The following is a 13,505-nucleotide window of genomic DNA, read 5'->3' as shown; positions in this document are numbered from 1 at the left end:
AGATGAGGAATTTCTCCTCATCTTTTTTATGCTGTTTTACCTTTTTCTATTGCTTGTTCGTACAGCTCTTTATGTTCTTTATATTCACTTGGTACGAAACTCTTATAGAAGAATGAGAACCAGCTGTCTCCTTTTTTATACCCTTCTTCTCGAATTTCCGCTGCTTTTTTATTCGATTTAAATCCTTCAGTAAACCACTTCTTTAACAATTCATTTCGTTCATACTTAGCAGGAACTTTTAAATCATAGTTTTCAAATGCATACTTATAGCCAGCCTTTTCTACTGCCTTTTTTGTAGACTTATAGCCTTTTTCATACGCTGTTTCATATGCCTTCACGTATACTTCTTTCTCTCTATTTTCAGGATTCTTTTCAGCTAGTTCTTTCCCTGTCTTTTCCCCTAATTCAGCTTGCTCTTTTTCAATTTTTTCGGTTCTTTCTTTATTCCCTACTTTGAACCCGTCTGCAAAGTTTACCTTAAACTCTGGAGCAACTTGACTATCGTCCATCGTCTCTTGTGCTAAACCTTGTTCTTTTCCTTTTTCAAAATGCGTTTTCTTCTGCTCTTCTAAAGACCATGCGGCTGCATAAGTCGCTTTAAACGCTTGTTTATATGCATCAGATTTTCCAGCTACATGCACTTCTGCATCATTTTTTCCTGCTTTAAAATCAGTTTCTCCATTCTTTTGACCTTCAAGTTGACCTTTTTCCATATCAGCTTGGCGCTGCGCTTCCTCTTGCTTACGTGCCTCTTCAGCTTTTCTTTGTTCCTCGGCTACACGTTGTTTCTCTTCTTCAGCTTTACGCTGTGCTTCTGCAGCACGTTGTTTTTCAGCCTCAGTATTGCGCTGTGCTTCTGCTTGTCTCTCAGCTTCTACAGCACTATTATTATTCTGACTAGGAGCTGGGCTCGTTGCGCCACTACTAGAAGCTGGTTTATTGTGATAATGATATTCCCCGTACTGTAATCCCCACTTCTCACAATTTGTACGACACGTATGTCCGCCATTAGCATCTGTACGCCCTGGATGCGCATAAGCTGAAATTGGAGCTACCAATAACGCTATACTCGTTGTTAAAAGAAGTTTCTTCACCTGTTGTCTCACTCTTGTTCCTCCCAAAATATAGAATTCTAACTTTATTATACATAAATAGAAGAATAATTAAATACAAACCGAAATATTCTATTATTTCTCAACATTAGTAAAAAAGAAGGGGAACTCTTTAAAGAGTTCCCCTTCTTTTTTACTTCTTCGCCTTCGTTCCTACTAAATCACCAGCAACAACATAACGCTTAGAATTGTCCTTTACAGATACACATGTAATAAGCGTTATCTCATCTTTCCCATGATCCTCTACAACTTCCCACTTATCAGGAGTCACTTCAGATACACCAGTAACCGCATACTCATATTCATTTTCATTGTCATACAAATAAATTTTATCGCCTTTTTTCAAAGAAGCTATATCACTAAATAAAACACCTTTTTTAGACATATTATGTCCTGCTAATGCGTAATTTCCTTTTCCCATAACTTGATTCTCTTTTACTGTCGCTGCACCTGATAATAAGTTTTTTTCAGTAGAAGCTTTTAAAACAGGCAGTTCTACTGAAACACTTGGAATCGAAATACGACCAATTACTTGTTTCTTATCTAATGATGCATTCGCTACTTCCGCCAAGTCTGGTTGATTAATTTTGGAAGCATCTACAAATTCCGTCTCATGCTTTTCATAATCCATCTTTTGAACAGCCTGCACATTTTCAGTCTGTTTCTTTTCAGCCTGATATCCATCATAAAATGGCTTTCCAATTAACACGCCACCTACAACAAATAGCAGAATTGCTACTATACTATAAATTCTTTGCTTATTCATACACTGTTCCTTTCCCTTACAAAATCTTACTCTATATAAAATGATAAAATAATATCGCTATATGTACAAGTATTAGCTGAAAAGAAACCTTCTTGCCGGTGCAAGAAGGTTTCTTTTTAAGCTAATTTATTTCTGTATAGTGATACGTGAAATACTGTCATTTGAATAAAGAAAATAGAAAATAGAATATATAATGGGTATCCAGGAAGATATTCATTAATAATAGGTGAAAAAGTTAAAAATCCAACTGCACAAGGTAAGACAAACCATAACGATACAAATGTTGTTCTACAAGCTTTATCCGTAATCGCTTTTTCACGTTCATCTTCTAGTGGAAATAATAATGGATACATCCAAAAAGATAAATTCTTATATTTTTTCTTTTGAATTCTATAAAAAATTGTAACTATAATTGCTCCAATAAATAATAAAATGAATGGTACTCCATTAAACCATACTTCAAACGGGAATTTCTCGTTTTTAATTATATCTGCTAACTCTGTAATAACACTATAAAATTCAACAAATGTCCAACATGCTAGTGCAGTATAGAGTACATTTATAATATAAGAAAAAACAATTCTATTCATCCTTTTCCCCCTCCTTATTTAAAACAAACACATCTTCCATCTTTAACTGAAACACATCACAAATCGTAAGTGCCAATAACAACGAAGGAACGTAATCCCCTTTTTCAATTGCTGCAATTGTTTGTCTCGTTACTCCAACCTTTTCTGCTAATACGCTTTGCGTAAAGTTAAAACGAGCTCTTAATTCTTTTACTCTGTTTAAAATGGTCAAATTTACCACCTCTCACCATTATTGTATGCTATCCTTAACAAAATGTAAACTCAACTTAACATTATTATTATAAAAAAATCCAACTCTACGTATTGTAAAGTTGGATTACATATTAATTTAAAATTTTAACTTTAACTGTTCTTCTACCCCAGTCATTAGCTTGAGCTGAATTTGGCATTAATAAATCAATGATATGCCCTTTTATTGCACTACCAGTATCTCCAGCAATTGCTGTTCCATATCCTTCTACATATACAGTAGAACCTAATGGGATAACAGATGGATCTACAGCAATTAATTTCATGTTTGGATTTGCAGTTAAATTATGTCCTAACTTAGATTTTACAGTTTCACCCGGTTTATAGCCATTTTCAGATGGATCAGCTGTATAAGCGGTTGCTGTTACGTAAAATTCTTTTCCACCTTGAGTTGGTTTCGTATCAGGCTTAGACTGTGTTTCTGTATTTTTTGCTACAGGTTCAGCTGGTTTACTAGCTTTTTCCTGCTTTTGCTTTTCAGCAATTTCTGCTTGTGCTTTCGCTAAAGCTTCTTGCTCTGCTTTTGCAGCCGCTTCTGCTTTTGCACGCTCTTCCGCTGCGATTCTTGCTGCTTCTTGCTCACGAGCAATCGTTTCTTGTACTGTCTTCATATTTGATTCAATTTTAGCTTTTTCTTCCGCTGCTAAATTAAGTTGACTTGCAACTTCATTATATTTAGCTTGAACTGTTTGTAAGTTATCTTGACGTTTTTTCAAGTTATCTTGCAGTTCAGCTTGCGCTTTTGCTAATTTTTGTTTGTCTACTACTAAAGATGCTTCTTTTTCGTCAATTGTTTTCTTGTCCTCTTCAATTTGACGAAGATCTTGTTCTTGTAGACGTAAAATTTCTTTATCAGCTTCTAGAATAGTAGAAACTGCGTTCATACGTTGTAAGAAGTCTGCAAAGTTTTTTGACTCTACTACAACTTCTACTACTAAACTTGTATTTGAACTGTTTTGAACAGAAACCATACGTTTTCTCATAATATCTTTACGAGCAAGGACTTTATCCTCCAAAACGACAATTTCTTGCTTTTTTTGCTCAATCTGCTTATGTGTTTCATCGATTTTACGTTGAATAGCAGCTTGATCCTCTTTATTTTTTGCAATTGTATTATTTAAATTATGTAGTTCGTTTTCAATACCTTTAATTTCTTTACTAACAGCTTGCTTCTCTTGCTCTTTCTTTTGCATTTCTGCATCGTTTTGTTGCAATTGCTGTTGCATGTTGTTAAGTTTCTCGTCGTTTGACTCTGCTTTAACAGCGACTGTACTAGAAAGACCGATAATTCCTGCTAATACTAGACAGCTGATTCGCTTAAAATAGTTCATAATCCGACTCCCTTCTTATACAGTTATACATGATTTATTTTACAGTTTGTTTACAAAACGATTAAATACAGTTTATTTTTCGTGACGAAAAAAAGAGAATTATGAATAAAATGTAATAGATTCTTAAATATTTAACAATTCCTATATTTAAAAAATACAAAAGATGCTAAAATCCAAATATAGAGAAAATATAACTTTCGAAGGCGGTTGAAATAAATACATGTTTACTCAAAAAAAATCACTCCAACATACAATTGCTCAATTAGAAGAGCGTATACAAGAATTAGAAGCAGAATTAAAACAAAAAGATATTGAAAAGCAAGAGACTATTTCTACTATCCACGATCGTGTACAAAGCGTTGTACAAGAGCATCAACTTGTAAATAACCAACACAATACACTTCAAAATTTAGTTCAACAGTTAAGTTCATGTTTCGAAAATGTTTCAACACGTACGACACATTCCAATGAGTTAAATAATGAAATGTTACAAAAGGAACAAAGCTTAATTCAGTCTATTGCAGAAATTATTGACTGCTCTAATGAAGGAAAAGAATCCGTTCACCGCTTACTTATTGTAATTAATAAATTAGGTGAACAATCTCAACGCACGTCTAATAGTATGAATCATCTAAGCGAACGCTCAAAGGAAATCGAGCAAATTGTAGAAGTCATTCAAAACATTGCAGCACAAACAAATTTACTTGCATTAAATGCGAGTATTGAAGCCGCGCGTGCTGGAGAGCACGGTAAAGGATTCGCTGTCGTTGCCAATGAAGTAAGAAAACTAGCGGAAAGTACAGCAGAAAGTACAAAAAACATCGGCAACTTAACGAAAAAAATTCAAGAAGAAATTGAAAAAGCATATGATAACACAAAAGATAATTTACATTTAGTCGATGAAGGTGTAGAAATGAGCGCCGATACAAATGCTAGAATTGAAAATATTTTAGTTATGATTCAAACGTTACAAAATGGTGCTACAAATGTTATTAAGGCTATCGAAAACCAAAAGTCTTGTAATGATGACATATTACGAGAATTTGCTAACACACAACAAATGTTCCAAAAATTAAATACTACTATTATGAATCATATTCATGATGCTGAAAAAGTCGATGTTCAATTGTCTAAAAGTCTTCAAGGAACAGTGACTTCTTAATTAAAAATAAAAATCCCTTATACTGCTATAAGGGATTTTTATTTTATTTCGAATATTTATTTCTTTTCAATATTCATCCATATCTTTGTTATAATGGAAAAGTTGTTTCTTTCAACTAATAAACAAGGAGGTTATTATGGAACAATTTTACTACGTTTTAAAATATTTAATTCTCGGTCTGTTCCAAGGATTAACAGAACCAATTCCGATTTCTTCAAGTGGTCATCTCGTTTTAGCACAACATTTGCTAGGACTAAAAATAGAAGGGTTTAGCTTCGAACTACTTGTTAATTCAGCTTCATTATTAGCTGTATTACTTATTTATAGAAATGATTTAATTCGTCTAACAAAGAATGGTCTCTCTTATATATTTACAAGAGCAGAAGACGCAAAATCAGATTTCTTCTTTATTATTTATCTTGTTATTGCAACCATTCCAGCAGGTGTTATTGGTGTTTTATTTAAAGATTACATCGATCAGTACTTAAAAGGTGTGAAGATGGTTGGGGTTTCCCTTCTTATTACTGCTGTCGGCCTTTGGATTATTAGAAATTTACGCGGTCGTAAAAATGATGGCGACCTTTCTATGAAAGATGCAATCATCGTCGGATTAGCACAAGCTTGCGCACTGATTCCCGGAATAAGCCGATCTGGTGCCACAATCGTAGCAGCAATGTTACTTGGTATGAAGCAAGAAACAGCTCTTCGCTTCTCATTCTTACTATACATTCCTGTTAGCTTAGGTGGCTTATTGTTAAGCATTACAGACATTGCAAATGACCCAAATCTAGACACATTATTCGTACCATATGTCGTTGCATTCATCGCAACATTTATCATGACGTATATTTCACTAAAATGGTTTATGAACATTATGGCAAAAGGAAATTTAAAATATTTCTCTTTCTATTGTATTATCGTAGGTGTACTTACTCTTATTTTCTTATAAAGTAAAACTTACAAATTAAAAGCGAGTCATCTAGTGTAATAGAATGACTCGCTTTTTTATACCTTTATTAAGTTAAAACCTATTATTTACTTATAATTTTCAGAATAGTATAATATTTATCGAATTCACTATTACAGTAATTCTATCTTTCCTACTATTATCGTAAAAGAGGTGTTTATATGTTTATAGTTACTAAACTCATTCACATTAAGTACGAATATGAAAATGAGCTACTTTATGGGCTTAAACAATATTATCCTTCCCCCGGAACGAACGGTTGTATTAACATAGAGTTTTCACCTGTTCATCGTACAAATGATAAGGCAGAGTATATGATTCGTATGTTATGGAAAACACAACAAGATTACCATACATGGCTTTCTCAAAAAGAAGGCAATGAAACTTTGAAGCACAAAATACAAGGCTATATCCTTTCTTCCAAATCAAATGCTACCTATGTGCATTAATCCTTCTCTTTTTATTCCTTACGAGGGCCAAAATGATAAAGTTAAATTAATCAGCCCTCATCAATTGGGCTGTTCACAAATAACGAGATAAGGACCCTCTTACTTTTCATACTGTAAGAGGGCTTCTCTTATGCATACACTTTCTTCTCTTGACAATACAAACGAATAACATGTTTATTTTGTTGAAATACATCATGCGTCAGCCGAATAATAATAAAGTTTCGTTTTGTTTGATCATCATGAACAAAAATCTGTTCTCCCTCCTGAAAACGCCATGCACTTTCAAAAGTCGTAATATGATCCCCACTTACAGAAAAAAGTTCATATCGCATCTCTTGTACCCTCTCTCAACTTATATAATCACAATATCCTTATATTAAATTTATTATAACTTAATCCCTATCAAATTAGTAATTTTTTCTATTTAGAAAGGTTTTAACTTTGTATTTAAATATTTTTAGCGCTATAATGATAAACGAATTTTTATTGAAAGGAGTTTTACTTTGACTGCATATTTATTTCCAGTGAAAACAGCATTTATTTTATTTCCTTTTTTAGCAATGTTTCTTTTAATCCCTTTTTTAATATTTAATTATCGAAAATACGGTTATTTAAATAAATGGCGCTCATTTATTTTATACTCATTATTACTTTACTTATTAAATGCCTATTTTCTTGTTATTTTGCCGTTGCCACAAACGTTTGATACTTGTAGCCTACAACCGGCTAATACACAACACATGCAACTCGCACCATTTTATTTCATACAAGAGATTAGTAGTCATACATCGGCAGTTTTAACGAAACCAGCTACTTATTTCTACTTATTAAAAGAGTCTGCGTTTTTACAAGTTGCCTTTAACGTTCTATTAACTGTTCCATTCGGTATTTACTTACGTTATTATTTCCGACGTAGTTTCTTACAAACAATTTGCATTTCCTTTTTCCTTTCACTATTTTTCGAGCTAACACAAGTGACTGGATTATACGGTATATACAATTGTGCATACCGATTATTTGATATCGATGATTTATTTTTAAATACATTAGGTGGCGTAATTGGTTTTATCATTGCACCAATATTTACGTACTTCCTTCCGAAGACAAACGAGTTAGATAGTCATATTGATTTGGAAACGAAACCAGTCGGATTCATTCGTCGCCTTATCGCGATGCAAATTGATTGGATTTTCTTATCTATCGTCGTACCTGTCGTTAAAAACAAAGGAAATTCTTTCTTCGTTTCTAATATGCAATCTTACACCAATATGTATGAACTCATTTTCATTACGTGTTCAATCCTTATTTACTTTATTATTATTCCATACTTTACTAACGGAAAAACAATTGGGAAAGCATTGCTTCGCATTCACGTGAAAGGAAAATCAAATCGTATTACATTAAAAGAACTATTTATTCGCTACGGTATATTTTATTTTGCGTTAGGTGGAATCAATTATATTCTTTCTAGTAGCTCTATTTTAAATCACACAGAGCCTCTAATATTACTCGTTACATTGTTATTCCTATTCATCATTAACGGCCTATTTATTATTCATGTTTTACTACATGTATTTAGCCGGGATAAACTACTATTTTATGAACATATTAGTCATACAAGAAATGCAATTACACTAAAAAAAGCTGACAAATAATTATTTGTCAGCTTTTTCATATACATAATGTGAAACTTTAATTAGCCCTCACCTAACTTCTTTGCTTCCACTGAATTTTGAGGTAGGGGTCTTACTGCCTGACAAATAGCGGGATAAATAACTTCTCCGCATAAGGATTAAAAAACATTCCAAGTTCATCTAGAGATTTCCTCACCTGTAAAAACGAATGAAACTCTGGATATATATATTGTAATTGTTCATACGATAATGTATGCATTTTCCCCCAATGTGGACGCCCTTCATACTTCAGAAAAATCTTTTCCACTTCGCCAAAGTAAGCAGCATATTTCATACCTTTATACATATGAACAGCGATATATGCTGAATCTCTTCCATAGGCCGGACTAAGCCATATATCATCCCCTTTCACATAGCGGCATTCGATTGGGAAGTGCACCTTATACTTTTTCTTTTCAATAAGATTTGAGATTTCTTCTACAACCGTCCTCATATACTTTGAAGGAATGCTATACTCCATTTCATAAAATGGCACCGTACGTGATGTAGCAAATACTTCATAGCTCGGGCCAATTATTTTTGTGTTTGGTACAGCTTTAGCTGATAACCGACTCACGCCTTTACTTATAGAAGGAAACCATTTACATCCTTTAGATAGTAAAGAGAACATCCTATTTTCAAGTAACTCCACCTTTAGTTTATGCCATTTCAAATCACTGCCTTTATTCGTTGTTTCGTTCGTAAGTTTCACTTGTACTTCATCAGAATAAGGAAAAACGAAAAATTCAAAATGACGATGCTTCTTATATTCTTCTAGTTTGTTCATTACAGTGGATAATGACTGTTTTTCACTTTCATAAACGAGTGAATACGCTGGAATAACCTTCAATTTTATCTTTACAATGATACCTAACATTCCAAGTGACAACTGAAACGCTCTCCAATATTCTACGTTCTCAGCTTCCGAACAAACTATACTCTCACCATTAGATAGAACTGCCGTAATCTCTATAACTTGTGTTGATAAACTCCCAAAGGTAATACCCGTTCCATGAGTCCCCGTACTAATCGCTCCTGCAATAGATTGCGAATCAATATCCCCTAAATTTTCTTGCGCATAACCTTTTTCCTCAAGTAACTTCCCTAAATCATATAACTTTGTTCCTGCCCATACTTCAGCAACCATCTTCTCTGCATCAATATTCACAATACCCTTCAATTCATCTAAAGAAACTAAAACTTCTTCCGTTTGCACAAGGGGGGTAAACGAGTGTCCTGAACCGACAACACGAATTTTCTTTCCCTTTTTTCGCGCAAGCCCCACAACTTCTACTACATCTTGTATACTTTCTGGATACATCGTATAATGCGGCGTTCCTTCTACATTCCCTGTCCAATTTCTCCACTTTTGTCCCTTTATAGAAAGCATTGGCCATCCCCCCGATATGTTGAATACTCCCCGACAATCTCTCCTTTTTTAACACGATATAAAAAAGGAAAGCGTTCACATAATTCACCAGCCTTACTATGACGAAACAAAATGGTCTCTCCTATATCCACTCGTTCCTCGCCGTTATAAAAAATTGGCGTTTGTACCTCGCCAGCACCTTCTAAAGCTAATAATTTTGCACCCTTCGGTCTCCAAACTTCAGGCTCTTTATCTTTTCCAACTGCTCCTGAAGCAATATATCCACCACCTAGGCAAGTGTAAATAAACGGGACTGGTTTACGCACAACTGGTAAGGCAAATCCGACCGCTGGATGAAATTTCACCTCTTTATAATAATCAAACAGCTTCGGAGAATAAAAAGCAGAACCTATTGTAATCTCTGAAACTGAATTATCTTTCTCGGTTGTTTTTATGCTTCCTGTTCCGCCTCCATTTACAAACCTTAGCTCAATACCAATGTTTTGTATTGCTTTTACAATATGTTCTCTTCTTTCTTTAACTTCTAGCACTGATTTCTGCTTTAAATACGAAATCACTTTACTTTTCAACCATTGATTCGGTATATAATCGCCCACCCCGGCAATTTGAGCTTCATATCCCATTACACCATCTAACATTAAATATGATGACCTTCTCACCTTTTCTACTACTTTCAACGCATCCTGCACATTTTTTACTGGGGACCTTTGTACACCAAAATGAAATTGAAAGAAGCGACTACTCATATCAATATCCAAACAAACACGAAAACATCCTTTAGATTGCTCAGCAATGTTTTCTAAATACACAATATGCTCTTCACAATCCACCATACAAGTTATAATGAAACCTTTCTTTGTTAACAAACTAATTTCATACAGAGCTCTTTCATCGTAAGCAGGATATCCAAGCAATAAATCATTAAATCCTTGTTCTATTAAAAATAAAATCTCTCTAGGTGAAAAGCACATAATACCTTGAAATCGATCATTTGCAGCTAGTATCTTTTGCATAATCGGAACAGAGCGTAACGATTTACTCGCTATACGAATCTTTTTATTTCCACTTAACTCTATAATCGATTGAATATTTCTATCTAAAGCCACTTCATCCAAAAATGCACACGGTAATGGAACTTCTTTAAAAATTCCTCGATCCACATTTTTCTCTCCTCTTCTCAATATGTCTTATACATATTGGAAAGAAAGTGTGATTTTCCTGTTTGCAAATAAAAAAAGTTTCTTCTTTACGAAGAAACTTTTTGAAACTACTTCATAGAAATAGTCGCCTCTACTGGATAATGATCAGAGTAATCATTATACGTATATTTTTGGAACCATGATGTAACAGTCCATTGTGGAGATTGCGGCTGTAACACCTTATTCTCTATATACGATGGGTTCGCATGGTCTTTACTTGCAATAATATAATCTAAATACTCAGCAGGACTATCAGGGAAATTATATTTTGCAATACTGTTTGTCGTTGCGTCCCAAGTCGCTGTATGTCCAGTATAAGATGGTACAGAAGCGTTCAATGTTTTAAACATAGATGCATACTCTGAGTCATTCTTGTTCTCTGCATTTATTTTATTTACGTTCATATCACCACCAATTAACACATACTCATTATTTGGTATATTTTTATTTTTAATAAAGTCTTGAATTTCTTTTAATTGGTCTGTACGTACAGATGCAGGTGAAGTTTTTCCGCACATACTATCTTCCGCTTGCAAATGCGTACCAATTACATGAACAAAGCGATCATTTTTCTTAATTTTCGTGTATACAAATCCTTTATTCGATAAATTATCTGGCCCGCATCCTTTTGCAAATACATATTGAATCTTTTCAGCGATTGGCCATTTGCTCACAATCGCAACGCCACCATCTTCAGGAGTTGAAGATGAATAGTTTCCTAACGTTTTATCCCATTCACTTCCACTACTACGACCTAATACTGCTGTTTGATTTGGATATTCTTTCTTCAAATTCCCTAATAAACGATCTGATGCGCTATTATCAAACACTTCATTTAATATAACTACGTCTTGATTCTTTATATAATCTGCCGCCCCGATTAAATCAGCACGCTCAGTTTGTCCCCAGTTCGGATATAAGTTTGTTGATAGCATATATACATTATGCGTCATCACTTTTAATGTATCGTTTTGATTTGTAGACGCTTCTGCTTGAGCTGACGTTCCACTATATAAAGCTCCTAGACCAACACCTAAGCTAAGTACACCTTTTAGCAATTTACCTTTCACGTTTCATACCTCCATGTATTGTATAGTGATAAAAAGGCCAAATACTCTATTCTGAGATTTGACCTTTTTTAAATACTTAACGATTTCCGTACGTATCAAACCAAAGCTGAATATATCCAGCAGTAACACGTTGTGCATCCATTAAACGCTTACCTGTCATTGGTGTAACTTCAGCGCGCCATTTATCTGCATATTCTTGTGATACAGCAGCTCTCACGAACCAATCTTTCGTATTATCATTTACAATGCCAGCGTAATCTTGTTTCGCAACTACTGCCGCTCCATGAATCCAATCTTCTGGATTCGTACCTTTCCAGTTCCAATATCCATTTCCATCCGTTACTTTATAGTTATCTTTTATCGTATCTACAAAGTTTTCATATTTAGAATGGAACCCTTGTGGATACGAAAGGTTCGTAAAGTTTGCTGCATGCATCGGTTGGTTTACATCCCCTAGATAATGAAGAGATAATCCTAAATAGAAGAATGCTTGTTTCATATCTTTATTTTTGTAAGACTCACCAGCTAATTTAAAATACTTAGCTCCAGTTTCCTTTGCCTGCTTTGCATACGGAATATAAGTTTTCCCATTGTCAGGGTCATAGAAATGTGAAGCAAATGTGCTATTATCATAATAAGGATTTTCATAGTCAGCAGCATAAATACCGTTCTCTAACTCCGTACGCCATTCATTTAATAGTGCAACTCGATCTTGTTTTACAAGTGTTGTATTACGAGACATAATATCAATTGCACGGTTTACAATCCATAAATGAGAATTCACGCCTTCTTTATGTTTATCTTCAGCAGACCAGCGCGGAATAACTCCAAATCTCTGTCCCCCATCATTTTCATGAGCAAATGCAACACTTTGTAATGGAGCAACTAATGTAATAGCTGCCGCTAAAGCAAGTACTTTCTTTTTCATATAAAATCCTCCATTTTATAATTGAATTATTGTAAACATTTTGTTAGGATCCTATGATGTCGTCCGGTTAACCTATGACTAGAATATCCCACCTTTCACGAAATTTCTATCAATAAATTAAAATATGCAAATGTTCATATCATTATAACTTTATACACAGTGAATATAATGAATGAATACACTTTCATTTTAATAAACTATTATTAAGGCTTGTCTAAACTAATGTAAAAAAAGAGTAAAGCATCTGAATGCTTTACTCTTTTTTTCTATTCGATAATATACTTGGCAATTGTACATTAACTGCTAACTTATGAATAAATCCAAACACTAATCCAATCCCAATAAATATGTATAAGATTGTAAATATCTTTCCGAAATCAGTTTGCGGACTAAAATTCCCATCACCGACAGTCGTCAACGTGACCACACTAAAATATAAAGCGTCAATAGGACGTAATTCTTCAACTGTACTATAAAAAATCGTACCCGATATTAAAGTCAAAATTGTTAATACGAATAATACTTGAAATTCTTTATCTTTCCACGCTCGTAAACAGGCTCTTAACATTCGCTTTAAAGTTAACAAAAATGAAAGCATTAGATTCTCCCTTCCAAACAA

The 13,505-nt window shown here is 34.0% G+C and carries 15 protein-coding genes; 4 read left to right on the top strand and 11 right to left on the bottom strand.

The annotated features are described in order from the left end of the window. Positions 1-26: 26 nt before the first annotated feature. From AU379_RS26820 to AU379_RS26800, 5 genes are all read right to left on the bottom strand, one after another. Positions 27-1,106: a YHYH domain-containing protein gene (locus tag AU379_RS26820; protein WP_001249809.1), complete on the bottom strand. Its 1,080-nt coding sequence runs from the start codon at positions 1,104-1,106 to the stop codon at positions 27-29. 139 nt (positions 1,107-1,245) lie between these two features. Further along, positions 1,246-1,878, bottom strand: coding sequence for a class A sortase (locus AU379_RS26815; RefSeq protein WP_001041724.1), 633 nt, complete (start codon positions 1,876-1,878; stop codon positions 1,246-1,248). Positions 1,879-1,994: 116 nt separating this feature from the next. Continuing rightward, entirely contained in the window at positions 1,995-2,468 is a 474-nt protein-coding gene (locus AU379_RS26810; protein WP_001080043.1) for a hypothetical protein, read from the bottom strand. Then, entirely contained in the window at positions 2,461-2,679 is a 219-nt protein-coding gene (locus AU379_RS26805; RefSeq protein ID WP_000154020.1) for a helix-turn-helix transcriptional regulator, read from the bottom strand. The genes AU379_RS26810 and AU379_RS26805 overlap by 8 nt, the downstream gene beginning before the upstream one ends. Positions 2,680-2,791: 112 nt before the next feature. Further along, positions 2,792-4,048 (bottom strand): 3D domain-containing protein, encoded by a 1,257-nt coding sequence (locus AU379_RS26800; protein WP_001105785.1) that lies wholly within the window; start codon positions 4,046-4,048, stop codon positions 2,792-2,794. Between the two features lie 220 nt (positions 4,049-4,268). On the opposite strand from AU379_RS26800, the gene AU379_RS26795 reads away from it, so the two are divergent. From AU379_RS26795 to AU379_RS26785, 3 genes are all read left to right on the top strand, one after another. After that, the gene (locus AU379_RS26795; RefSeq protein ID WP_000495033.1) at positions 4,269-5,210 is read left to right on the top strand and encodes a methyl-accepting chemotaxis protein; all 942 of its coding nucleotides are present in this window, start codon (positions 4,269-4,271) and stop codon (positions 5,208-5,210) included. 136 nt (positions 5,211-5,346) lie between these two features. Further along, the gene (locus AU379_RS26790; RefSeq protein WP_000434796.1) at positions 5,347-6,159 is read left to right on the top strand and encodes an undecaprenyl-diphosphate phosphatase; all 813 of its coding nucleotides are present in this window, start codon (positions 5,347-5,349) and stop codon (positions 6,157-6,159) included. Positions 6,160-6,338: 179 nt separating this feature from the next. Continuing rightward, positions 6,339-6,626 carry a hypothetical protein gene (locus AU379_RS26785; RefSeq protein ID WP_000471239.1) on the top strand — a complete coding sequence of 96 codons (288 nt, stop codon included), beginning with the start codon at positions 6,339-6,341 and terminating at the stop codon, positions 6,624-6,626. Between the two features lie 128 nt (positions 6,627-6,754). Here AU379_RS26785 and AU379_RS26780 read toward each other — a convergent pair whose 3' ends face one another. Continuing rightward, complete coding sequence (locus AU379_RS26780) at positions 6,755-6,958, bottom strand: hypothetical protein (RefSeq protein ID WP_001268332.1); 204 nt, start codon at positions 6,956-6,958, stop codon at positions 6,755-6,757. 171 nt (positions 6,959-7,129) lie between these two features. Here AU379_RS26780 and AU379_RS26775 point away from each other — a divergent pair, with 171 nt between their 5' ends. Further along, complete coding sequence (locus AU379_RS26775; protein WP_000128012.1) at positions 7,130-8,281, top strand: VanZ family protein; 1,152 nt, start codon at positions 7,130-7,132, stop codon at positions 8,279-8,281. A 91-nt stretch (positions 8,282-8,372) separates the two neighbouring features. On the opposite strand, the gene AU379_RS26770 is transcribed toward AU379_RS26775, so the two are convergent. The 5 genes from AU379_RS26770 to AU379_RS26750 all read right to left on the bottom strand — a co-directional run bounded on the left by AU379_RS26770 (position 8,373) and on the right by AU379_RS26750 (position 13,484). Then, positions 8,373-9,689: a D-arabinono-1,4-lactone oxidase gene (locus AU379_RS26770; RefSeq protein WP_000948950.1), complete on the bottom strand. Its 1,317-nt coding sequence runs from the start codon at positions 9,687-9,689 to the stop codon at positions 8,373-8,375. After that, positions 9,677-10,849, bottom strand: coding sequence for an amino acid deaminase/aldolase (locus tag AU379_RS26765; protein WP_000373747.1), 1,173 nt, complete (start codon positions 10,847-10,849; stop codon positions 9,677-9,679). Before AU379_RS26765 ends, AU379_RS26770 begins: the two co-directional genes overlap by 13 nt. A 107-nt stretch (positions 10,850-10,956) precedes the next feature. Next, positions 10,957-11,958 carry a sphingomyelinase C gene (sph, locus tag AU379_RS26760; protein ID WP_000676797.1) on the bottom strand — a complete coding sequence of 334 codons (1,002 nt, stop codon included), beginning with the start codon at positions 11,956-11,958 and terminating at the stop codon, positions 10,957-10,959. Between the two features lie 76 nt (positions 11,959-12,034). Beyond that, positions 12,035-12,886: a phospholipase CerA gene (cerA, locus tag AU379_RS26755; RefSeq protein ID WP_000730997.1), complete on the bottom strand. Its 852-nt coding sequence runs from the start codon at positions 12,884-12,886 to the stop codon at positions 12,035-12,037. A gap of 253 nt (positions 12,887-13,139) precedes the next feature. Next, on the bottom strand, positions 13,140-13,484 hold the full coding sequence (locus tag AU379_RS26750) for a potassium channel family protein (RefSeq protein WP_000948209.1): 345 nt from the start codon (positions 13,482-13,484) through the stop codon (positions 13,140-13,142). Positions 13,485-13,505: the final 21 nt, after the last annotated feature.

This window comes from Bacillus sp. JH7, from assembly GCF_001563515.1.
GTDB classification, from domain to species: Bacteria; Bacillota; Bacilli; order Bacillales; family Bacillaceae_G; genus Bacillus_A; species Bacillus_A cereus.
Note: the sequence above shows the minus strand (reverse complement) of the source record. Positions and strands in the feature narration are given on the sequence as shown.

Bases quoted from the DNA above. Each gene is read 5' to 3' on its own strand.
- AU379_RS26800 (WP_001105785.1), bottom strand. From the start codon at position 4,048: ATGAACTATTTTAAGCGAATCAGCTGTCTAGTATTAGCAGGAATTATC.
- AU379_RS26795 (WP_000495033.1), top strand. From the start codon at position 4,269: ATGTTTACTCAAAAAAAATCACTCCAACATACAATTGCTCAATTAGAA.
- AU379_RS26790 (WP_000434796.1), top strand. From the start codon at position 5,347: ATGGAACAATTTTACTACGTTTTAAAATATTTAATTCTCGGTCTGTTC.
- AU379_RS26785 (WP_000471239.1), top strand. From the start codon at position 6,339: ATGTTTATAGTTACTAAACTCATTCACATTAAGTACGAATATGAAAAT.
- AU379_RS26815 (WP_001041724.1), bottom strand. From the start codon at position 1,878: ATGAATAAGCAAAGAATTTATAGTATAGTAGCAATTCTGCTATTTGTT.
- cerA (WP_000730997.1), bottom strand. From the start codon at position 12,886: ATGAAAAAGAAAGTACTTGCTTTAGCGGCAGCTATTACATTAGTTGCT.
- AU379_RS26810 (WP_001080043.1), bottom strand. From the start codon at position 2,468: ATGAATAGAATTGTTTTTTCTTATATTATAAATGTACTCTATACTGCA.
- AU379_RS26750 (WP_000948209.1), bottom strand. From the start codon at position 13,484: ATGCTTTCATTTTTGTTAACTTTAAAGCGAATGTTAAGAGCCTGTTTA.
- AU379_RS26770 (WP_000948950.1), bottom strand. From the start codon at position 9,689: ATGCTTTCTATAAAGGGACAAAAGTGGAGAAATTGGACAGGGAATGTA.
- AU379_RS26780 (WP_001268332.1), bottom strand. From the start codon at position 6,958: ATGCGATATGAACTTTTTTCTGTAAGTGGGGATCATATTACGACTTTT.